The organism is Pseudoalteromonas sp. UCD-33C (assembly GCF_001306895.1).
Taxonomy (GTDB): Bacteria; Pseudomonadota; Gammaproteobacteria; order Enterobacterales; family Alteromonadaceae; genus Pseudoalteromonas.
In genome coordinates this window covers 17,195-39,569 of record NZ_LJTB01000004.1, presented here as the reverse complement: position 1 = coordinate 39,569, position 22,375 = coordinate 17,195, and the positions used below count along the sequence as shown (strand labels likewise).

The window sequence follows — 22,375 nt, the reverse complement described above, 5'->3', positions numbered from 1 at the left end:
GTGTTTTGATGCAGTCACTTTCGCAGTTATATTACCTGCATGGCATAGGCTATGAATATACTAAATACACTGGTGAGCATGTTATTTTCGATGAAAGTACACGCATGCAGGCACTTAGTTGTTGTGGTGTAGATACTCAGGATACTGATGCAATTAACCAACTTAATTTTGCATTAGATGCAGGTACATGGCTGAATTTGTTGCCTCATACAAGCATTATTGAGGCACACCACCCAATTTTGAAAGTACGCGTTGATGAGCGTTTATTATCACGCTCATGTACTCTAAGCGTGCCTTCGCTTGATATTCACTTTACTTGTGAAAACTTACAAGGTTTAGCTATTCTTGGTGATTATGGTCTAAACGGTATTCGTTATCTTGAGCTTGCATTGCCAGTTCCTGAAATGCCAATTGGTTATCATGATGCACTCATTACTGTGGCAGATCAGCAATCTCACAGTCAGCTATGGATCACACCTAAAGAAAGCTTCTCTATTGATGACAAAAAGCGTTTGGGCTTATCCATTCAGCTTTATAGCTTATGCAATGAAGAGGGGTTAGGAATTGGTGACTTCGCTGACTTAACAAAGCTTATTAAAGCAGCCGCGACTAAAAACATGGATTATGTGTTGCTTAATCCACTGCATTTACTGTTTGAACACAGCCCTGAGAGGGCGAGTCCCTATAGTCCAAATAGCCGAGCGTTATTGAACCCGCTGTATATTGCAGTGTCATTATGCGAAGACGCAAAAAATAATAATGCACTTATTAAATTGTTAGCGGATAAACCGCAAACCGATGCGACTTACATTGATTATACATCAGTTAGTGACTTTAAATATCAAGTGTTTAGCTGTTTATATCAACACTTTTGTGAATTTGGCTCAGCAGAGCGAAAACAGCAGTTCACTCGTTTTTGTGAAACCCATAAACACAGCCTGTCGACCATGTTGGTTGGGGACCGTGATTATGCTAGCTATTTACAATGGCAAGCTCATCTTCAATTAAATATCTGCCAGCAAGCTGCCCGTGACAGTGGTATGGCAATTGGCCTTATTAATGACTTAGCCGTTGGCTGTGCAGGTGATGGCAGTGAGTTCAAGAGCCAAAATGAATTATTTGCCGAAAATGCACATGTTGGAGCTCCGCCAGACCCTTGGGCTGAACATGGTCAGAATTGGGGCTTGCCGGCACTTAATCCACAGAAGTTAAGTAAAGACAATTTTGCGTTTTATCGCTCACTTATCCGCGCCAATATGGAAGATGTTGGTGGACTTAGAATTGACCACGTTATGGCGATACGCCGACTTTGGTGGTGTTTTGAAAATAATTCCCAGCAAGATGGTTGTTATGTCTATTATCCCTTTGAACAACTATTAGCAATTCTAAAGATTGAATCTCACCTCAATCAATGTGTGGTTATTGGCGAAGATTTAGGCGTGGTACCTAATGAAGTGCGTGAAGCATTAAAAGCAAGTGCAATCTATTCAAACGGGTTGTTCTACTTTGAAAAGGATCACCAAGGTGAGTTTTTAGCGGCTGAGCATTTTGCTCCTCATAGTCTTTTAATGATAGCCAACCATGACGTACCACCATTCAAAGGCTGGTGGATTGGCCATGATATTACGATTAAACAACAATATGGTTTGCTTGATGATGAGCAAACTCGGGCTCAATTCGATGCGAGAAACATTGAAAAGCATCGTATGCTTAATTTTATAGCACGAGAGTCAAATCAGCATTTATCGTTAGAAACAGATGCCTTTACGGTTTATGAAGCGTTGGCATCCTCATTAGCGGCAGCACCAGCAAAGCTATTTACTATTCAAATAGATGACTTAGATCAGCAAATACTGCCTGTAAATATCCCCGGTACTGATAAAGAGTACCCAAATTGGCGGCGTTTATTGTCGCGTCCAGCGGCGCAGATTATCGAAGCGCAACAGTCATTCTTAGCCAATTTAATTTCGATAAGGAATCAATAATGCGAAGTCGTGTTCGTCAAGAGCAAAGTGCACAACCTGTTATTTATCAAAAACAAATCGATGCATTAGCCAGTGGTTGTTTTAGAGATCCTTTCAGCTTTCTTGGGGCGCATAAAAGTGGCCCTACCAGCTATGAAATTCGTTGCTTTTTGCCTGGCGCAAGCAGTGTTTCGATTCTGCTTGGCACAGAAAAAATCGTTGCGCAGCAACAAGGTGATAGTCATTTATTTATCGCAAATATTAAATCAAAAACTAAGCCTGACTACCAGCTAGATGTTAGCTATAGCAATGAATTTACTCATCAACAATACGATGAGTACAGCTTTGAAAGCAGCTTAGATGAACAGGCAATGTATCTGTTTAATGAAGGCAGTTTAGAGCATGCGTATCAACATTTTGGTGCACATTTTGTGACTCAACAAGGCGTTGATGGTGTTCGCTTTACAGTGTGGGCGCCGAATGCCAGTAGTGTATCGGTTATTGGTGAATTTAACTATTGGCAGCGTAATCGTCATTTTATGCGTTTTCATCCTGCCAGTGGGGTATGGGAGTTATTTATTCCTGGGCTTAAAGAGCATCAATGCTATAAATTTGCTATCACCACTCTAACAGGAGAAGTGCTTGATAAAGCCGATCCATTTGCGTTTAAGATGCAACAAGCACCGGGTACGGCGTCAGTGCTACAAAAGCTAAAAACAGGTATTCAGCTTTCTGAAAAGGCGTTAGCAAATCGTGCAAAACGAAACAGTATTGATGCGCCTGTTAGTATTTATGAAGTGCATGCGGGTTCTTGGCAAAGACGAGATGATGGCGAGCGCTATCTCACTTGGCGTGAACTTGCTGATAATCTTATTCCTTACACAAAAGAGCTCGGTTTTACGCACCTACAATTAATGCCAATCAGCGAGTACCCATTTGATGGTTCTTGGGGTTATCAACCTGTTGGATTGTTTGCCCCAACCAGTCGCTATGGCAGCTTTGAAGATTTTGTTTACTTTGTCGAGCAATGTCACGAAGCAGATATTGGTCTCATACTGGACTGGGTACCTGGTCATTTCCCAAGTGATCCTCACGGTTTACATCGCTTTGATGGCACCCATTTATACGAACATGCCGATGTTAGACAAGGTTTTCACCCTGATTGGAATACCTATATCTACAATTATGACCGCGCAGAGGTTCGTAGCTTCCTAATTGCGAATGCAATGTACTGGCTGCATGAATTTGGCATTGATGGTTTGCGCGTGGATGCGGTTGCCTCAATGCTTTATCTAGACTATAGCCGTGAAGAAGGGCAATGGGTTGCAAATCAATTCGGTGGCAGAGAAAACTTAGGCGCCATTGAGTGCTTAAAACAAGTCAATATGCGCTGCTATGCAAAAAATCCGGGCATTATGATGGTGGCCGAAGAGTCTACAGCATGGCCAGGTGTTACGCGCCAAGTTGACCATGATGGTTTAGGTTTTGGTTATAAGTGGAACATGGGCTGGATGAACGACAGTTTGCATTATATGCAGCGCGATTCAATTTACCGTTCGCATCACCACCATGAAATGACGTTTTCAATGGTTTACGCCTACAGCGAGAACTACATTCTACCGCTTAGCCACGATGAAGTGGTGCATGGTAAAGGCTCATTAATTGAAAAAATGCCAGGGGATGACTGGCAAAAGTTTGCGAACTTACGTGCATATTATGCCTTTATGTGGGCGCATCCAGGTAAAAAATTATTGTTTATGGGGGCAGAAATCGCCCAGCGTAAAGAGTGGAATCACGACCAATCGCTTGATTGGCATTTACTTGAACATATTAGCCACAGTGGTATGCAGCAAACGATTAAAGATTTAAATGCTGTATACACTAGCACGCCAGCTTTATACGAGCAGGATACAAGCCCTGCGGGTTTTGCGTGGCTTGATAGCAATAATGCTGAGCAAAGTATGTTTAGCTTTATTCGCTATGCAAAAAAAGCTGAAGACTTTGTGGTGGTGATCTGTAATTTAACGCCGCAGGTGTATCACGACTACGTGATTGGTGTGCCAAAAGCTGGTACCTATCAAGTTATTTTGAATACCGACAAAGAGGATTATTTTGGTTCTGGCGTTGAAGCAACTAATCATGCAGAGCAAATAATTGTAAGCCAAGCGAAAGAAAGTCATGGCTTTAATCAAAGTATTAGTGTTTCTTTGCCAGGCCTTGCGACAATTTACCTTAAGAAGGTGAGCGATGAGTCATAGTGTCGAACTAGAAGTCGGTGTGAGCTCACCTTTAGGGGCGTCTGTTGTTGGTGAGGGCGTAAACTTTGCTGTGTACGCACCACAAGCACAACATATGTCTCTGTGCTTATTTGATAGCAGCGGTCATTCAGAAGTTCTTACCCTTGCGATGCATATGAACGAAGGTGGCATCTGGACACTGAAAGTGAGCCCTTTGAAAAGTGGCGCCTTGTATGGCTTTCGCGCTGATGGTGAGTACGCACCCGAAAAAGGACTATTTTTTAATAATCACAAATTGCTGTTAGACCCGTATGCCCGAGATTTGTATGGTGAGTTTACTTGGAGTGAACGTCACTATGGGCAAATGCCTGTAGGAAAGTTAAGTCAGGTTAATAATGCCATTGATATGCCAAAATCACGAGTCCGTGAACTGGCACCTTACACAGGTAAAAAACCGAATCACTGCTGGGGAAAAACGGTAATTTATGAGTGTCATGTGGTTGGTGCAACCTGCCGCCACCCTGAGATCCCAAAACCGTTACAAGGTAAGTTTTTAGGTTTAAGCCACCCTAGTTTTATAGAACATTTACGTACTATTGGTGTGACTTGCTTAGAGTTATTACCCGTTCATGCTTTTATCAGTGAGCAGTTTTTAACAGCCAAAGGCTTACAAAACTACTGGGGCTACAACACACTTAATTTCTTTACACCGCATAAAGAGTATCTGGTTAATGATGATATTAGCGAGTTTCAAGAAATGGTGGCGGCGCTTCACAAAGCAGATATCGAAGTAATACTCGACGTGGTCTATAACCACACAGCAGAGGCGGGCACAGATGGACCTATCTTGTCGCTACGTGGCTTAGACAATCTAGGTTACTACCGCACCGTTGCTGATAAACCCCAGCATTATATTAATGATACCGGCTGTGGTAACACCGTAAATATTGATTCGCCTCGCTCTTTACAGCTGGTACTTGATAGCTTGCGTTATTGGGTTGAAGTGATGGGAGTCGATGGCTTTCGTTTTGACTTAGCGACCATTTTAGCGCGTAACCCTAATGGCTTTAATCAGGCACATGCGTTTTTCCAAGCGATTAATCAAGACCCAGTACTAAGCCAAGTTAAACTGATTGCAGAGCCGTGGGATATTGGCCCAGGTGGTTACCAATTAGGGGCTTTTCCTGCGCCTTGGCGTGAATGGAATGATAAGTATCGCGATACGATAAGACGCTTTTGGAAACAAGAGCAGGGCGTAATTGGCGAGCTTGCAAAACGTTTACATGGTTCGTTTGACTTGTTTGAGCACAACCTACGTGGGCCACTTAACAGTATTAACTTTATCACCAGTCATGATGGCTTCACGCTGGCTGATTTAGTCAGCTACGAGCATAAACACAACGAAGCTAATGGTGAGCAAAATCGTGATGGCCACAGTGGCAATCACTCATTCAATTGTGGTGTCGAAGGGTTTACCAACGATCCACAAGTGAGCAAATTACGCTTACAACAACAAAAAAATATGCTGTTAACTTTGTTACTTTCTAAAGGCGTGCCTATGCTTTCATTAGGAAGCGAAATGGCACACTCACAAGGCGGTAACAATAACGCCTATTGTCAAAATAATCGCACAAGCTGGCTTGCATGGAAAGACTCACAATTCAGTCATCCTCTAACTCGATTTATTGACGATGTTCTGCGCATTCGCAAGCAGTTCAGTATTTTTAAACATCGCTTTTTTGTTCACGATAATGACCCGCGTTATGACGTAGCGTGGTTCACCGAATCAGGCTCCAATATGCAACAAGACGATTGGCATCAAGGTGATCGCCAAGTGTTGATATACAGCCTGACCGACAAGCATACAAATCAAGCTTTATTGATCATATTAAATGCAGGAGCAGAGCCGGTAACTTGCCAACTTCCTAGTTTAGAAAAAGGAAAGTGGCAGTTAGCACTGACCAGCATTCATCCTATGTCAACACAATTTGTTGATAAGGAACACCAGATTGCTGCAATGAGCAGCTGGGTTTTTACCGCCAATTCAGAGGATCTAAATCATGGCTAAAAATGCCGATCAAGTATGTATTGTAAAGGGCTGGCAGGATGCGCCTACAGTTGATGAAAGTACGCTAGATGATGACTTATCACGCCATTTTTATTACACCCTTGGGCGAGACAAAGTGGGTAAATCACAGCTGTATTTATACCATGCATTAGCATTAACTATTCGTGACCGATTAGTTGCTCGTTGCCGTGTGACCAAACAGCAAATCCATGAACAAAAACGCCGTAAAACAGCTTACTTATCACTTGAGTTTTTAATGGGGCGTGCACTTGGCAATGCGATTTTGAACTTAGACTTAGATGAGCAAGTCGCTAAAGCGTTACAAGAATATTGCACAGAGCTCGAGCAAGTTGCTGAGGCTGAGCATGATGCAGGTCTTGGTAATGGTGGTTTAGGGCGCTTAGCTGCATGCTTCTTAGATAGCTGTGCAAGCCTTGCATTACCTGTGGTTGGTTATGGTATTCGCTATGAATACGGCATGTTTAATCAAGCTATTGAAAATGGTCATCAAATTGAACAACCAGATAACTGGTTACGTGAAGGACACCCGTGGGAACTAAGTGCACCTGAACAATCAAAGCGCGTAAAATTCTTTGGTCATGTTGAAAGTTATACTGATAAATATGGTCGTGAGCACCGTCAATGGTTAGATTCTCACGATGTCTTAGCTGTGCCATATGATGTGCCAATTCCGGGTTACAAGAATGATATTGTAAATACCTTACGTTTATGGAAATCAGAAGCAACAGACGAATTTGATTTGAGCGAATTCAACGCAGGTAGTTACTCAGAAGCGGTTGCGCGTAAAAACTTAGCTGAACAAATCACCATGGTACTTTACCCAAATGATAGCAGCGAGAATGGTAAAGAACTGCGTTTACGTCAGCAGTACTTCTTATCATCAGCGAGCTTACAAGACATCATTGATACGTGGGTTAGCAAACATGGCGAAGACTTCTCTGATTTTGCTGATTACCATGTTTTTCAATTAAACGATACACATCCAAGCATTGCTGTCGCTGAGCTTATGCGTATTTTGGTTGATGAGTATGAGCTAGATTGGCAAGAAGCGTGGTCTATCACGACTAAGACCATGGCTTATACAAACCACACTTTACTTCCTGAAGCATTAGAGAAGTGGTCAGTATCTTTATTTGCCCGATTATTACCGCGTATCTTAGAAATAATCTACGAAATCAATGCGCGTTTCTTAGCTGAAGTTGCGTTAGCGTGGCCAGGTGATGTTGAAAAACAACGTGCGCTGTCGCTTATCGAAGAAGGCCCTGAGCCACAAATTCGCATGGCATATTTAGCGATTGTTGGTAGCTATTCGGTGAATGGTGTAGCTGCACTTCACACTGAGCTACTTAAAGCGGGCCTATTCAATGAGTTTTATCAGCTATGGCCAGAGAAGTTTAACAACAAAACCAATGGTGTAACACCTCGTCGTTGGTTAGCACATTGTAATCCTGAGTTGGCTAAACTGCTTAATCAACATATTGGTGATGAATGGGTTGCAGACTTTAGTAAAGTTAGTCAGGTACGTCGTTTATATGACGACCCTAAATTCCATAAACAATGGCAAGCTGTAAAACACAGCAATAAGCAACGCCTTGTTGAGTTAGTGAAAAACCGCTGTGGCGTAGAGTTTGATGCCGAAATGATGTTTGACGTGCAAGTGAAACGTATTCACGAATATAAACGTCAGCTATTAAACGTATTGCACGTTATTCACCTTTACGACCGTATTCGCCAAGGCGATACAGCAAACATTGTTCCTCGTTGTGTGCTATTGGGCGGCAAAGCTGCACCAGGTTACTACATGGCGAAGAAAATTATTAAATTAATTAATAACGTAGCAGAAGTGATCAACAAAGATCCGCTTGCTAAACCGTATTTAAGAGTTGCTTTTTTACCTAATTACAACGTGACAGCAATGGAAACTATTTGCCCAGCGACGGATTTATCTGAGCAAATTTCTACAGCAGGTAAAGAAGCATCTGGCACAGGTAACATGAAGTTCATGATGAACGGCGCATTGACTATAGGTACGTTAGATGGCGCTAACATCGAAATTCGTGATGCTGTGGGTGCTGACAACTTCTTCTTATTTGGTGCACGTGCAGAGCAAATTGATGATATCAAAGCGCACTATAATCCTGAGCAGATTATTCACCAAACTGACAGCCTCTATAAAGTAATGCAATTACTTGAGAGCGGTCACTTCAATTTGTTTGAGCCTAATTTATTTGACGACATTATTGCGGCGATTAAGAGCCCGCACGATCCATGGTTAGTTGCTCATGATTTTGCCAGCTTTGTAGAAGCACAAGAGCAAGTTGAACAAGCCTACTTAGACACAGCTCACTGGACCAAAATGAGTATTTTGAATACTGCAGCCAGTGGCATGTTTTCGAGCGATAGAACCATTAGTCAATACAGTGAAGATATCTGGCATTTGGAGCCATTACTGGACACTAGTGCACAGCAAAACACACAGAAGAAAAGCAGCTAGCTTAAGACGGAGAGAGTTATGCCAAGTTATGCAAACCGATACATAAGTAGTTTAACCAGAGAAACGTATGCCCTAATTCTTGCCGGTGGACGTGGCTCACGTTTACATGAATTAACAGACTGGCGTGCTAAACCAGCTGTCTATTTTGGTGGTAAACACCGAATAATCGACTTTCCATTGTCGAATTGTATTAATTCAGGTATTCGTCGAGTTGGTATTGCTACTCAATATAAGTCGCACTCGTTAATTCGTCACGTAAACCGTGCATGGGGTCACTTTAAGAAAGAATTGGGTGAATCTGTAGAGATTTTACCTGCATCTCAGCGATATGGTGACGAGTGGTATTGCGGTACAGCTGATGCGGTATTCCAAAATATGGATATCATCCGTCATGAACTGCCTAAGTATGTCATGATCCTCTCTGGTGACCACGTATATTGTATGGACTACGGCGGTTTGTTAGCAAAACATGTTGAGACAGGTGCTGATATGACGGTTTGTTGTATTGAAGTACCTTGCGAAGAAGCTGCAGATACATTTGGTGTAATGACGGTTGATGAAAGTAATCGTGTCCGTCGTTTTGATGAAAAGCCTGCTGAGCCAACGTCTGTACCGGGTAAACCAGGAACCTGCTTAGCATCAATGGGTAACTATATTTTCAATACTGAGTTCTTATTTGAACAATTGAAAAAAGACGCAGAAACGGAAGGCTCAGGCCGTGATTTCGGTCACGATATCATTCCAGCTATCATCGAAGAGCATAACGTGTTTGCATATCCGTTTAGAGACTCTAACACAGATGGTCAACCATACTGGCGCGATGTGGGTACGCTTGATTCATTCTGGGAAGCTAACATGGAGCTGGTAATGCCAGAGCCTCAGCTTGACCTTTATGATCCAAAATGGCCAATCTGGACTTATCAGGAGCAGTTACCACCTGCTAAGTTTATTTTTGATGATGATGACAGACGTGGAATGGCTGTTGATTCAACAGTTTCGGGTGGCTGTATTATCTCTGGCTCTAAAGTTAAAAAGTCACTGCTGTTCTCGAATGTATATGTTCACTCATTCTGTGAAATTGAAGAGTCTGTGATTTTACCTGGTGCGAAAATACAGCGAAATTGCCGAATTAGGCGTGCTATTATTGACCGTAATTGTGAGATCCCAGCAGGTCTAGAAATTGGCTACGATCACAAAGCTGACAAAGAAAATGGCTTTAGAGTCTCGAAAAAAGGAATTGTGTTGGTAACTCGTGATATGTTGAATGAACTTGCAAAAAAGTTAAAACAACAAGAACAAGATAATAAACGACTTGCTTAAGCAATCGCGTTAAATGAAAAAGGGAGGGCATGTCCCTCCCTTATTTATATTTGAATAATACCAATTCGCTTAATTAAGTATTATTGCTGATTGGTATAACAGTTTTATGGAGTACTGCAAAGCATGCATGTATTGATGGTAGCTGCAGAGAATGATGCATTACCGAATGCAAAAGTCGGTGGTGTAGCGGATGTTGTTAGAGATTGTCCTAAAGCGTTAGTAGAAAAAGGCCTTACTGTTGATGTGGTGATCCCTGATTATGGCTTTGATTATTTAGAGCGTCATCACATAGGTGTAGTACATGTGCCATTTGCAGGTCAAATGCAAAAACTGGATGTGTGGAAGCTCGCTCAAAGTGATGAAGGTGTAACGCAACTACTTATATCTCATTGGGAATTTAGCCGCCATAATGGTGCTGTTTATTGTAATGATGAACCAGGCCGACCATTTGCAACCGATGCAAGTAAGTTTGCTCTTTTCAACGCTGCTGTTTGCGAGGCCTTATTACAAGGGCTTATCCGCACGCCGGATGTTGTGCATTTACATGACTGGCACAGTGCCTGTGTTGCTCTATTACTAAAAACAGACAGCCGTTATAAGAAACTATCGCACTTATTTTTAGCTTACACAGTACATAACCTTGCATTGCAAGGGATACGTCCTTTTAAAGGCGATAGCTCAAGCCTAGAAGCGTGGTTCCCAAGCTTAGGCTATAACGGCGAACGATTATGCGATCCGCGTTATTTTGATTGCTTTAATCCAATGCGTACAGCAATTAATCTGGTTGATAAAGTACACCTCGTTTCGCCAACGTATTGCCAAGAAGTATTGCGCCCTAGTGATGCTGAAAAAGGCTTCTTTGGTGGTGAGGGGCTTGAAGCTGACCTACAAGCTGCTTATGAACAAGGCCGCGTAGTGGGCATTCTTAATGGTTGCGAATACCCTGGAATGAAGCTTGAGGACATTAGTTTAGCGAGCCTTTATCAACATGCCGAAAATGCATTATTTCAATGGATGGCAAAAAGTCCGGTTTTAGATTCAAGCTATTACATAGCGCATCAACGCTTACTTAAATTTAAAACTCAGCCGTTTTCAGGGCCATTAGTAACCAGTGTGGGCCGTTTAACGGACCAAAAAGCACTGTTACTTCGCCAGCCTTTTGATAAAGGACTGGTGTTAGATGAGTTGTGTCAGCGCTTAAAACAACATAACGGCTATATGATTATTTTAGGCTCAGGGGATGCTGAACTTGAGCAAATTATGACATCGGTTATGGCTCGCCAAGAAAACCTGCTATTTTTAAAAGGGTACGCACATTTTGTTGGCGAATATATGTATCACTTAGGCGATTTATTTTTAATGCCAAGTTCGTTTGAGCCATGTGGTATCAGTCAGATGTTAGCAATGCGAGCAGGTCAGCCATGTTTAGTCCACGGTGTTGGCGGTTTGCGTGATACGGTAGAGCATCATGTGAGTGGTTTTAGTTTTCAAGGTGAGAGTTTAGCATCACAAAGCTACGAACTTGTTACTAGTTTTAGCGATGCGCTTGAGCTTAAAAAATCACAACCAGAACAATGGTGTGCAATATGTGAACAGGCTGAAAATGCCCGTTTTACGTGGCAATCTGTTGCAGAAGGCTATTTATCAGGCTTATATCAATAAAAAATGCGTGATTCATGGTAATTAAGTGACTTTTTTGTCAATTTCAGCTATTAATTACTTAGTGTGAGATAAAATATAAAAAGTAGGTAAAGTGGCTGTATTTGTTGCTAGGCAAGCGGTCTTTAATCGTCGTCAACAAGTTGTCGCCTATGAGCTACTATTTAGAGATAGTTTAAAAAATAGTTTTCCTGATGTGTCAGAGAGTACGGCAACGGCTCGACTCATTATGGAAAACCAGCTCAATTTAGGTACCCGACATATTACGTCGGGCAAAAAAGCATTAATTAACATAGGTCCAGAGTCTTTGAAGCTGGACCTTTGCGCGTTTTTGCCAACTCAAGATGTGGTGATTGAGTTACTCGAAACTATGGAACCTACCGACGAAAATTACGAATATTGTCGCGAGCTTTTTCACAACAACTACAAGTTGGCACTGGATGATTTTGTCTACCAACCTGAGTGGGATCGCTTTTTAAAACTTATTCGTCTTATCAAGTTTGATGTTCAACAAACACCCTTTGAAGAAATTGCCCCTGTTGTAAATAAGCTTAAAAAACATAAAAAAATAAAGCTTTTGGCAGAAAAGCTTGAAACAGCCGATGATTACGACAAAGCCTATAAAATGGGCTTTGATTTCTTTCAAGGTTATTTCTTTGCTAAACCCAAAATGATTCAGCATCGCGATATTGATTACAATTACGCGCTGGTATTATCAATTTATGCTGAAGTCATGCGCCCAGATCCAAATATAAGTGAAATTGCGGGCTTGTTCTCGTTAGATACCGCACTTGCTTATAAATTGCTGCGCTTAATTAATAGCGGCGTGTTTCCTATTAAAAGCAAAATTGGTTCTCTAAAACAAGCGCTTGTATATTTAGGCCATGAACGACTGAAAAAGTTTGTTAGCCTAATTATTACTGCCCACAGTGCCCAGTCAAAACCAGCCGAGCTTACTCGGCTTTGTGTTGTTAGAGCGCGCTTTTGCGAATTAATAGCGCAGCGTGTTGCTAAGCAACAAACAGGTGAGGCATTTTTAACGGGACTGTTTTCGTTGCTCGATGCCATATTAGATCAGCCAATGGAAAAGCTATTGGATCGATTGCCGTTTCCTGACGAAATTCATGCTGCTCTCATGCAAGAAAAAAATATCCTCTATTACATACTAGAAACTGTCAAAGCTTACGAAACTGGCAGTTGGTGGGCACTTGAACAGGCTGTTGCCTATTTAAGTATTGAAAGTGCTGACCTTCCCAAGATATACGAAAATGCGGTAAATTGGAGCGATAGCTGCAGGCAAAACCTATAAGGGATTTATGCGCAATATAAATATGGATGTTTTACGGGGTATTGCGGTACTCGGCTTGATGTTTATGAACATCTACACCTTTGCTGTGTTTGAGTATGACTATACCCCAAGTGCTACGCCACCATTTTCAGATTCACTCATTTACACCATCAATACAGTGTTTATTGATGGGCGTTTTAGAAGCCTTTTTTGCCTGTTATTCGGTGCGTCTTTAGTTATTCAATGGCAACTTTGGCAAAGCGTCGAGAAGCAACATAAGCGGCTAAAAGTTTTGGCATGTATAGGCCTTGTCCATGGTTTTTTATTTTGGGCTGGCGATATTTTGTTTATTTATGCTTGTGCAGGCTGGTTAACGCTTAAATTTAGTCAGCAAGATGACGAAAAAATACTGCGTATGGGCATGCTGTTTTTACTTCTTGGTGCCTTCATTTCATTTTTACTCTCCTTTATAGAGCCAGAGTTTAGCCCTGTAACGAGAAGCTCTGAGAGTTTTTTAATGGCGTATGACGCGGCTTACTCTTCTTATTTTGCAGGATTCGTCAGTAACTTTCTGATTTTTATAATAATGCTTATTGCTGTGCCGCTTATCACTATGTGGATGGCTGCAGGGTTAATGCTGGTGGGCGTTTATTTATATAAACAAGGGGTATTTGTTAAAGGTTTAACACACTCTCAGCTTAAGTTGATTACTGCTGCAGCGATAAGTTTTACGGCTCTAAGGTTGATGATAGAGCCTGACCAAAGTGTATTCATGTACGCGATTGCTGAACCGATTAATTGGCTTGCTGCTTTAGCTATGGCCATTTGTTATTGCCACATCATTGTGAAAATAGTTAAAAATTCCCCCAGTAACTGGTTACTGCTACAGCAAGCTGGACGCATGTCATTAACGCTATATCTAATGCAAACAGTGATTTTTATCCTGTTTTTTAAAGTCGCATACCCAAGCGCAGCACTTAATTTTGATCGCATAGATTATTGGTTGGTTATTGCTGTTGTGCTTGTTTTTCAATTGTTTTTTTGTAAAGTGTATAGTCAGTACTTTACACATGGTCCGTGTGAATTAATTTGGCGGAAATTGTCTAGATAATTCCTCGTATACTACAATCAAAGAAAAACAAAGCGGAGTGGTAATGCGAGTTTGCTTGTTGGTTTTTACATTGCTTTGCTGTTCACCACTTTATGCTGGCGAGCAATTCTCTGTGCTGTTAGTTAATCCCTCTGTTAAAAGCGATGTATTTTGGCAAAAAGTGACTGATGTGATGCAGGTTGCTGCCAAGCAAAATAATGTTTCCCTCACAACAATTTATGGTGGTGGAAATCGCCACATTCAATTAGCCGAACTAAAACAATACCTGCAATATAACCCTAAACCTGATTACGCAATTTTAATCAATTACCCAGGTGGCGCAGAGCAGTCAATGAGCTTGCTTGAACAACACAAAGTAAATTTTATCACTCTCGAAGAAACGATTGTTGGCGTAGAGCGAGACGAAGTCGGTAAACCCCGTCAGCGCTTTAAATATTGGTTAGGTGAAGTATTTCACGATAACTTCAAAGCGGGTGAACAACTTGGCAAAGCCTTACTTGATGAGGCAATAAATACAAAGCAAACGCCTCACTTTGTCGCTATCAATGGCCATTATGGCACTGAATCTGACACCCGTAGTGACGGCCTTGTTCATTATTTACGAAAACAAGATGTTGAGCTTGAGCAAGTTGTGTATGCCAGTTGGAATAAGCAAGAAGCCGAGAATAAAGTGAGCCGATTATTACAACGATACCCAGATACGAATGTGATTTGGTGTGCGTCTGATTTGATGGCGCAAGGTGCCCTAGAAGCAGTAAAAGGTAAAAAAGATAAAGCCTATTTCATTGGTGGCATTGATTGGCTTGATGATAATTTAGACTTAATAGAACAACAAAAACTCACAGCCAGTGTTGGCGGGCATTTTATGATGGGAGCGTGGGCACTAATTAGCGTTATCGATCATCATAATGGTAACCCTTATTGGCAAAATCACGATGCGATTAAGTTTCAGCTTGGGGTGATCACAAAGCACAATATTCAAAGTTACAGCTGGCTAAGAAACATCAAAGACTGGTCGGTTATCCCTTTTGAAACCTTCTTACTGCAAAACAGCAAAAGCACTGAGTACGCTTTCGATTTTGATACACTACATAGTTTATTGAGCGAAAAGCCCAAAAACGCAGCACTACACTAAAAGTGCAATGAAAGAGCCTAGATTCTACCTAGCTTGGTAAAGCCTTCTGGTATAAACTAGCGGCTTTAAAATCCAGACAGAAGTGTGCCATGACAGAGTTAAAGCGATTAAATAAATTTATCAGTGAAACAGGTTTTTGTTCACGCCGTGAGGCAGATAAATATATTGAAGAAGGTCGTGTTACTGTTAACGGCAACTTGCCAGAAATGGGCGTAAAAGTTAGTGACGCCGATGATGTACTTATAGATGGCAAACCTTTAAAAGCAAAGCCTAAGCTGGTTTATATTGCCTATAACAAACCAGTTGGTATTACTTGTACGACTGAGCGAAAAATCCAAAGCAATATTGTTAAAGCAGTTAATTACCCAGAACGTATTTTCCCAATCGGACGCTTAGATAGACCTTCAGAAGGCTTAATTTTCTTAACTAACGAAGGCGACATCGTTAATAAAATTCTTCGCGCTGGTAATAATCATGAAAAAGAATACGTAGTGACAGTTGATAAGCCACTTAATCGCCAGTTCGTGAATAAGATGGCAAACGGTATTCCTATCCTCGATACCGTTACTAAAAAGTGTAAGGTCAAGCAAACTGGCCCACAGCAATTTACCATTGTACTAACACAAGGCTTAAACCGCCAAATACGTCGTATGTGCGAATATTTAGGCTATGAAGTGGTGACTTTAAAGCGCACACGAATTATGAACGTGACCCTAAAGGGTTTAAAAGTAGGGCAGTGGCGTCACTTAACCGAACAAGAAATGGCTGAGATCAATAACTCAATTGCCGACTCAGGTAAAACACAAGAGCGTTCAATTGATGAAAACAAACAGCCAACGCAAGCTCGTGCTAAGCAAAAGCCACGTAATGAAGAAGAAAAAAAGCGCGACTTTTCTAAATACGTGAAAAAAGCACGCAGTGATGCTAAGCAAGGTCAATCAAGAGCAAAGGCTGGCAATTCACATTCATCAAAACCAAATCAAACTAAGCGTAGCAGTACTAAACGCACAGGCACATTAAGTCTGAAAAAGTAAGCTCAGCGCATTAGAGCCCTGGCTAGTATTTACTCGTAATCTTCAGGGTTCTTTAATGATATATAGTGCAACCTCAGCCTTCATTAGGGTCAGTGGCATCAGCTTCAAGACGGTCTCTTTTCTGTTGAAATTCTTTTTTAGTGAGTTTTTTCGCGATAATATCGATAAGTTGATGTTTCCTTACAAAGAACAGCTCTTTTGTATTGTCATCTTCAAATAGTAATAGTGTTACTTTATTGTTTTTAACACTTGCTTCAATCAATTTGAATCCATTCACAATTAGCTTAGGTCTAAAATAAAGAGCAATCTGACTGTTTTGTAGAAGTCGTAATGAGATTCAACAGTCGGACTTGAAACAGAATCACACCCGAGCTCTAAATCGGGTGACTGTTGCCCTTCACAAATATGCGATTGGTGTGCCTATTTCCCCAAAAATCCATCTTGAGTTAAATATCAATCCATTTTGTCCTTCAATTGCTAAAACAGCATCAGATAAACTTTCAACGGCAACGTGAAAAGCTACATTAGACTCATGCTGATAGTATGTATTTTCATTGGCGCTTAAGGTACCACTGAATATTGCAATCAATAAGTAAAGTACTTTTCTACGCATCTTAGCCCTTCAAGTCTTAAATAAGCAGCAATAGGTTAGCACACAAGCTGATAGGTTAAGCATTAAATAGACACCCACTTTAAACAAACCTTTTGGCAGCTTAGAGCATACTTGCTAAGGTACTCTCACTGATAGGTTGATTTATTGAATAAAGCTGGCGCTAATTCTAGGTAGTTAGTGTTGATATTTGGGTAGGCTGTACTGGTTTTATCTGCATAGTATTTTTTAAAAGGTTGTTGATGGTTTGAATCAGGTGAAAAAATAAATGTTATTTACTTTTCTTGTAATCTCATTTTTGGGATTTATATATTTTAAGTTATTTGCGAGGAAAAGAAGTGGGCTTGCGACTTGGCTATTTTATATTTCTACCGTCATTTTTGGCGTCTTTTCGATGAATATCTATATGGAGAGTGAAGAAATGTTTTATCTTGGAGTTCTCTCTTTTTTTATCTTCGTAATTACTATTTATTTGATGAGTGTGAGAATAAAAAATAAGTAGAAGCGCGTCTTTCCATTTATCATATATTACCTTTTAAAAAGCTATCAAGCACAGTTAACCTCAGTAGAACTGATGAGCACTTGCTGACATTTGCAGTACAATCAGTGCCATTAGTTAAACAGACAGCCACTTTATTCACAACCATAGCTAGACCACCATAAATGGACACCCACTTTAAAGATAATCATTAAACAGACACTCACTTTATTTAAAACCACAACCAGAACATCAAAAATGGACACCCACTTTAAATGGACATCCACTTTAACTTTAAAAGTAACTAGACACCCACCTTAAATAACAAAATACTTATGCTAGACACAGGCGAGCTCTCGGCATCCGACTTTACCGAGAATAATAAATAAGTTAAAAATTGATAGCTGACCAATTTTCACGACTAATAAACAGGGTTATCAATGGCTAGCTTTCAGAATGCATTTATCTTTATTGCATCCCTATTGTTTGTTGGTTATGGGGTGTTGGGGTTATTAACGAATAAAATTCGTGTAGGTAGCCGAAGTTATACAGGGAGCATTAGCACCATTTATAAGCACCAAGAACCAGTGCGCTTTTATTTTTGGTGTTGTTTATTTTTATTTGCTGGCTGTGGCGGATTTTATTACCTTTTTGCTTATTAAAATAAAAGGTAATAAAGAAAAGCCCTAACAGTTTGCTGATAGGGCTTTAGGTTGAGAGTCAATCTGTATTAATTAGCGTGACGCTGTTTAGGTACTTTGATCTTAAACAGCATGGTATAGAGCACAGGCACAACAATTAGTGTCAGCACTGTCGCAAAACCAAGACCGAACATAATGGTTACCGCCATTGACTGGAAGAACACGTCAAATAGCAGTGGGATCATGCCTAAGATGGTGGTAATTGCAGCCATCGCTACAGGACGAACACGGCTTACACCAGAGTCAAACACTGCTTTGTAAGGGTCTTTGCCGCTATCGAGTTCAAGGTTAATTTGATCGACTAATACAATGCCGTTTTTGATGAGCATACCGCTTAAGCTCAGTAAGCCAAGCAATGCCATAAAGCTAAATGCTGCATTCATTAGTAATAAACCAGCTGATACACCTACAATGGCTAGTGGCACTGTTGCCCAAATCACTAAAGGCTTTTTAACTGAATTGAACAGCAATACAGTTATAGCGAACATGGCTAAGTAACCTAGCGGTAATGAGCCGAAAATAGCTTTTTGCGCATCTGTTGATGACTCATACTCGCCGCCCCATTGCAATTCATAGCCACGAGGTAGTTCAATAGTTTCTATGTCTTTGCGAACACGTGCAAACAGCTTCGCTGGAGTTTCATCGCCAATAACATCGTGGTCGGCCATTACAGTGATGGTACGCTTACGGTCACGTCGCATGATCAAGCTGTCTTCCCACTCAACAACAAAATCATCAACCACTTGTGTCACCGGTACAAACACACCTAACACTGGGCTGTAAATTTGTAAGTCACGTAAGCTTTCAACGTTTAAACGCTCTTCAGCAGGTGAGCGAGCAATAATTGGCAGCATTTGTGTGCCGTCTTTATAAACGCCCACCTGTTTACCCGATAAGCTAGTTAACAGCAGCTGATCAAGGTCAGATTTAGCAATCCCTAAACGACGGGCTTTTTGCTCGTTAAATTGTGGACGAATTAACTTCGAGCGAGCACGCCAATCGTCACGAATATTAAATGCCCCCGCATCTTGATGCAGAATGTCTTTTGCCTCTTTTGCTAATTGGCGAAGTACCACAGGATCAGCACCAGAAAAGCGCGCTTCAATTTTTGCATCTGTTGATGGGCCAATTTCCATACGTTTAACTTTAAGCTGAGCATCAAGTACATGCTCGTGTTGGTAATCGCGTACTTTTTTGATCATGGTTGTAACAGCTTCGCGGTCTTTTACTCGAATAATCAATTGCCCATAAGCAGGGTATGATTTTTCAGGTGCGTAAGTCAGCATGAAACGCGGTGCACCTTGACCAACCGTTGTGGTTATTTCTTCAACCAGTGGGTCGGCTTGTAAGAATTTTTCGAGCTTTGCAACACCATCCATAGTGGTATGAATATCAGCGCCTTGCGTATGCCAATAATCAACATAAAACATAGGAGTATTCGATGCTGGGAAGAACGACTGCTTGATAAATTTAAAGCCATAAACTGAGCTAACAAGCAGGATCACCATCAGCAGTAGCGTGGTTTTACGGTACCGCATTGCTGTATGTAACACGCCTTTATAAACATTAAAAATAACACCTTGATAAGGGTCTTCATCGTGATGCGGCTGTTTTTCAGTGGCTTGTTTAAACATTAAATCAGCGAAGAAAGGCGTTAAAGTAATGGCTGTGATCCAGCTTAGTAACAATGAAATAAACAACACCCAGAACAAGCTGCCAGCAAACTCACCACTGGCATCTGAACTCAAGCCAATCGGCGCAAAGGCAGTAATAGCAATAACCGTAGCACCCAGTAATGGCCACTTGGTTTGATTAACAATGTTAGTCGCCGCTTGCAGTTTTGTTTGTCCGCGCTTGAGGTTTATTAATATGCCTTCGGTTACGACAATGGCATTATCAACCAGCATCCCTAGGGCTATGATCAAGGCGCCAAGCGAAATTCGCTGTAAATCAATGGCAAATAACTTCATGAAAATGAAGGTACCTAATACCGTTAGCAGGAGTATTACACCAATCAATACACCGCTCTTAAAGCCCATAAAGACTAAAAGCACGATTATAACAATAGCAACGGCTTCAAGCAGGCTGATAATAAAGCCACTTACTGACTTTTCAACTTCGGCAGGTTGGTTATAAACGCTGTTTATTTCCATACCATGTGGTCGTTGATATTCAAGTGACGCTAAATGGGCATCAATATTTGCGCCTACATCAACAACGTTAACGCCTGTGCTAAATGACACGCCAACCAGTAATGCTTGTTGCTGGTTATAGCGAATAATATTGTTAGGGACTTCGGCGTACTCACGAAAAACGGTAGCAACATCACCCAAGTAAATAAGCTCATTTTCACCTGGTTTCGAAATGAGTAGGTTTTCGAGCTCTTTTACGTCTTTAAATTCACCGGTTGGGTGTAAGCGAATTGATTCATCGCCAACGCGCACTTTACCTGCGTTCGACACGCTATTTTGAGTTTGTAAAAGCTGATAAATACGATTAGGCGAAATACCTAACTGGGCAAGTTTGCGGGTTGAAATCTCAACCATGACTTGTGCTTGTTGCTCACCACCCACGGTTACTTTACTAACGCCATCGACTAAAACCAGTTCACGTTTTAAATAATCAACGTAATCTTTAAGCTCATCGTAAGAATAACCATCACCAGTGACTGCATACATCACTCCGTATACATCACCAAAGTCATCCATAATTTTACTAGGATAAACACCAGAGGGCATCGACGATGCTTGATCATTGATTTTACGACGCAACTCATCCCATATTTGGCGTAAGTCTTGTTTACGATAATTGCTTTTCATCTCGACGGTAATTTGCGATTTACCCGGTGATGAAATACTGGTTACGTAATCAACATACGGTAGCTGTTGAATTGCATTTTCAATAGGGAAGGTGACTTCTTCTTCAACCTGCTGTGGTGACGCGCCCGGATAAAGGGTGATCACCATGGCTTTTTTTAGGGTGAATTCAGGATCTTCTAGTTGTCCTAAGCCAAAGTAAGCGACGGTTCCACCAATCAGTAAAAACAGCGCGAACATCCAGCTAATGACTTTTCTTTCAATAGCGAGTGCAGCAAAGCTCATTATAAGCCTCGCTCTTTTTGCCATGGACGCACTTTCATGCCTTCTTCTAAAAAGTGCACACCAGCAGCCACAACGATTTGCCCTTCTTTGATACCTGAGAGTACTTCAATGCCATCACGGTGTAATTGGCCAACTTCAACAGCTTGCTTGTGCACTAAACCTGTGTTTTCGTCATAAAGCCACACATAGCTGTTGTTGTTTTCAGACTCAGTAGGTTCTGAGAATACCGCCTCAACAGGCAGTAATGTATAAGGTGACTGTGAGCTGGTGATTTTGCTTAAGTCTATATCAACGCGGCCAGTCATACCGGCAAGTAGATTAAAATCTTCTGGCACAGGTAATGAAAACACAACTTTATACGTTAAAGTAATTGGGTCGGCTTGGGTATCAAACTCTTTAATGGTTAATTGATATGACTTGTTTGGGTAACCATCAAATACAACTTCTGGTTGGTAATGTACGTCTTTATCGATACGTGCAATGAGCTTTTCAGGTACTTGAATAACCACATCCATCAGGTCGCGGGTTTCAAGGCGAAGAATGTTTTGTTTTGCTTGAATATTTTCAAAGTTTTTCACAAACACCTTTGCCACAGTACCAGCGAACGGCGCGCGTAATTCACTATTATCTAGGTTGGTTTTGGCAATTTTTAGCGCTGACTCAGCAACCTGTTTATTGGCAAGGGCTTGGTCTAACTCAGATTGACTGGCAATGGAGCGATTAAAAAGCTTTTGCACCCGCTCAAGTTGAGACGCTGCAAGTTCAAAACGTGCTTTACGCTCTTCATACTGCAGTTGAAAATCTTCAGGATCCAGTTTTGCTAAAAGCTCTCCTTTTTCAACGTGTTGGCCCGCAAGAGCAGGGAACTCAAGTAACTCACCATTTACTCTAAAAGCGAGATAAGAACCTTGGTTAGCAACAACTTCAGCAGGAAAGCTGCGAATGCTTTGTTCTGAATTATTGCCAATATTAAAAAGTTTAACAGGACGTACTACCGGCTCTGCTTCATCTTGCTGTGCTTGCTCTGAACATGCCGCAAGAAGCAAAAACATGCTGCTCATTAACGCGGCGGTTGCCAATCTCATTGTCTTCTCCATAGATAAGAAAGCATAAATTTGCTGCAGGATACGCTGCAAAGATATAAAATAAAAATT

At 41.2% G+C, this 22,375-nt stretch carries 15 protein-coding genes; 11 read left to right on the top strand and 4 right to left on the bottom strand.

Features of this window, described 5'->3' with window-relative positions:
- The first annotated feature begins 8 nt into the window (after positions 1-8).
- From malQ to rluF, 10 genes are all read left to right on the top strand, one after another.
- Entirely contained in the window at positions 9-1,985 is a 1,977-nt protein-coding gene (malQ, locus tag AOG26_RS10225) for a 4-alpha-glucanotransferase (RefSeq protein WP_054562385.1), read from the top strand.
- Entirely contained in the window at positions 1,985-4,222 is a 2,238-nt protein-coding gene (gene glgB / locus AOG26_RS10220; RefSeq protein ID WP_054562384.1) for a 1,4-alpha-glucan branching protein GlgB, read from the top strand. Before malQ ends, glgB begins: the two co-directional genes overlap by 1 nt.
- Positions 4,212-6,269 carry a glycogen debranching protein GlgX gene (gene glgX / locus AOG26_RS10215; RefSeq protein ID WP_054562383.1) on the top strand — a complete coding sequence of 686 codons (2,058 nt, stop codon included), beginning with the start codon at positions 4,212-4,214 and terminating at the stop codon, positions 6,267-6,269. Before glgB ends, glgX begins: the two co-directional genes overlap by 11 nt.
- The gene (locus AOG26_RS10210) at positions 6,262-8,784 is read left to right on the top strand and encodes a glycogen/starch/alpha-glucan phosphorylase (RefSeq protein WP_054562382.1); all 2,523 of its coding nucleotides are present in this window, start codon (positions 6,262-6,264) and stop codon (positions 8,782-8,784) included. Before glgX ends, AOG26_RS10210 begins: the two co-directional genes overlap by 8 nt.
- Before the next feature lie 18 nt (positions 8,785-8,802).
- Positions 8,803-10,104, top strand: a complete 1,302-nt coding sequence (gene glgC / locus AOG26_RS10205; RefSeq protein ID WP_054562381.1) for a glucose-1-phosphate adenylyltransferase — start codon at positions 8,803-8,805, stop codon at positions 10,102-10,104.
- Positions 10,105-10,227: 123 nt separating this feature from the next.
- On the top strand, positions 10,228-11,766 hold the full coding sequence (locus AOG26_RS10200; protein WP_054562380.1) for a glycogen synthase: 1,539 nt from the start codon (positions 10,228-10,230) through the stop codon (positions 11,764-11,766).
- Between the two features lie 91 nt (positions 11,767-11,857).
- On the top strand, positions 11,858-13,072 hold the full coding sequence (locus AOG26_RS10195) for an EAL and HDOD domain-containing protein (protein ID WP_054562379.1): 1,215 nt from the start codon (positions 11,858-11,860) through the stop codon (positions 13,070-13,072).
- Positions 13,073-13,079: 7 nt separating this feature from the next.
- Entirely contained in the window at positions 13,080-14,162 is a 1,083-nt protein-coding gene (locus AOG26_RS10190; protein WP_082401600.1) for a DUF418 domain-containing protein, read from the top strand.
- A gap of 43 nt (positions 14,163-14,205) precedes the next feature.
- Positions 14,206-15,297 carry an ABC transporter substrate-binding protein gene (locus AOG26_RS10185; protein WP_054562377.1) on the top strand — a complete coding sequence of 364 codons (1,092 nt, stop codon included), beginning with the start codon at positions 14,206-14,208 and terminating at the stop codon, positions 15,295-15,297.
- Positions 15,298-15,386: 89 nt separating this feature from the next.
- Positions 15,387-16,331, top strand: a complete 945-nt coding sequence (gene rluF, locus AOG26_RS10180) for a 23S rRNA pseudouridine(2604) synthase RluF (protein WP_054562376.1) — start codon at positions 15,387-15,389, stop codon at positions 16,329-16,331.
- A gap of 73 nt (positions 16,332-16,404) precedes the next feature.
- Here the strand turns inward: rluF and AOG26_RS10175 are convergent, their stop codons facing one another.
- On the bottom strand, positions 16,405-16,593 hold the full coding sequence (locus AOG26_RS10175) for a hypothetical protein (RefSeq protein ID WP_054562375.1): 189 nt from the start codon (positions 16,591-16,593) through the stop codon (positions 16,405-16,407).
- 135 nt (positions 16,594-16,728) lie between these two features.
- On the bottom strand, positions 16,729-16,944 hold the full coding sequence (locus AOG26_RS10170) for a hypothetical protein (RefSeq protein ID WP_054562374.1): 216 nt from the start codon (positions 16,942-16,944) through the stop codon (positions 16,729-16,731).
- A gap of 915 nt (positions 16,945-17,859) precedes the next feature.
- Between AOG26_RS10170 and AOG26_RS10160 the strand changes: the two genes are divergently transcribed.
- Entirely contained in the window at positions 17,860-18,081 is a 222-nt protein-coding gene (locus tag AOG26_RS10160) for a hypothetical protein (RefSeq protein ID WP_054562372.1), read from the top strand.
- A gap of 68 nt (positions 18,082-18,149) precedes the next feature.
- On the opposite strand, the gene AOG26_RS10155 is transcribed toward AOG26_RS10160, so the two are convergent.
- Both AOG26_RS10155 and AOG26_RS10150 read right to left on the bottom strand, forming a co-directional pair.
- Complete coding sequence (locus tag AOG26_RS10155; protein WP_054562371.1) at positions 18,150-21,221, bottom strand: efflux RND transporter permease subunit; 3,072 nt, start codon at positions 21,219-21,221, stop codon at positions 18,150-18,152.
- On the bottom strand, positions 21,221-22,306 hold the full coding sequence (locus AOG26_RS10150) for an efflux RND transporter periplasmic adaptor subunit (protein ID WP_054562370.1): 1,086 nt from the start codon (positions 22,304-22,306) through the stop codon (positions 21,221-21,223). Before AOG26_RS10150 ends, AOG26_RS10155 begins: the two co-directional genes overlap by 1 nt.
- Between the last annotated feature and the right edge of the window lie 69 nt (positions 22,307-22,375).

Bases quoted from the DNA above. Each gene is read 5' to 3' on its own strand.
- malQ (WP_054562385.1), top strand. From the start codon at position 9: ATGCAGTCACTTTCGCAGTTATATTACCTGCATGGCATAGGCTATGAA.
- glgB (WP_054562384.1), top strand. From the start codon at position 1,985: ATGCGAAGTCGTGTTCGTCAAGAGCAAAGTGCACAACCTGTTATTTAT.
- glgX (WP_054562383.1), top strand. From the start codon at position 4,212: ATGAGTCATAGTGTCGAACTAGAAGTCGGTGTGAGCTCACCTTTAGGG.
- AOG26_RS10210 (WP_054562382.1), top strand. From the start codon at position 6,262: ATGGCTAAAAATGCCGATCAAGTATGTATTGTAAAGGGCTGGCAGGAT.
- glgC (WP_054562381.1), top strand. From the start codon at position 8,803: ATGCCAAGTTATGCAAACCGATACATAAGTAGTTTAACCAGAGAAACG.
- AOG26_RS10200 (WP_054562380.1), top strand. From the start codon at position 10,228: ATGCATGTATTGATGGTAGCTGCAGAGAATGATGCATTACCGAATGCA.
- AOG26_RS10190 (WP_082401600.1), top strand. From the start codon at position 13,080: ATGCGCAATATAAATATGGATGTTTTACGGGGTATTGCGGTACTCGGC.
- AOG26_RS10185 (WP_054562377.1), top strand. From the start codon at position 14,206: ATGCGAGTTTGCTTGTTGGTTTTTACATTGCTTTGCTGTTCACCACTT.
- rluF (WP_054562376.1), top strand. From the start codon at position 15,387: ATGACAGAGTTAAAGCGATTAAATAAATTTATCAGTGAAACAGGTTTT.
- AOG26_RS10170 (WP_054562374.1), bottom strand. From the start codon at position 16,944: ATGCGTAGAAAAGTACTTTACTTATTGATTGCAATATTCAGTGGTACC.
- AOG26_RS10160 (WP_054562372.1), top strand. From the start codon at position 17,860: ATGGCTAGCTTTCAGAATGCATTTATCTTTATTGCATCCCTATTGTTT.
- AOG26_RS10155 (WP_054562371.1), bottom strand. From the start codon at position 21,221: ATGAGCTTTGCTGCACTCGCTATTGAAAGAAAAGTCATTAGCTGGATG.
- AOG26_RS10150 (WP_054562370.1), bottom strand. From the start codon at position 22,306: ATGAGATTGGCAACCGCCGCGTTAATGAGCAGCATGTTTTTGCTTCTT.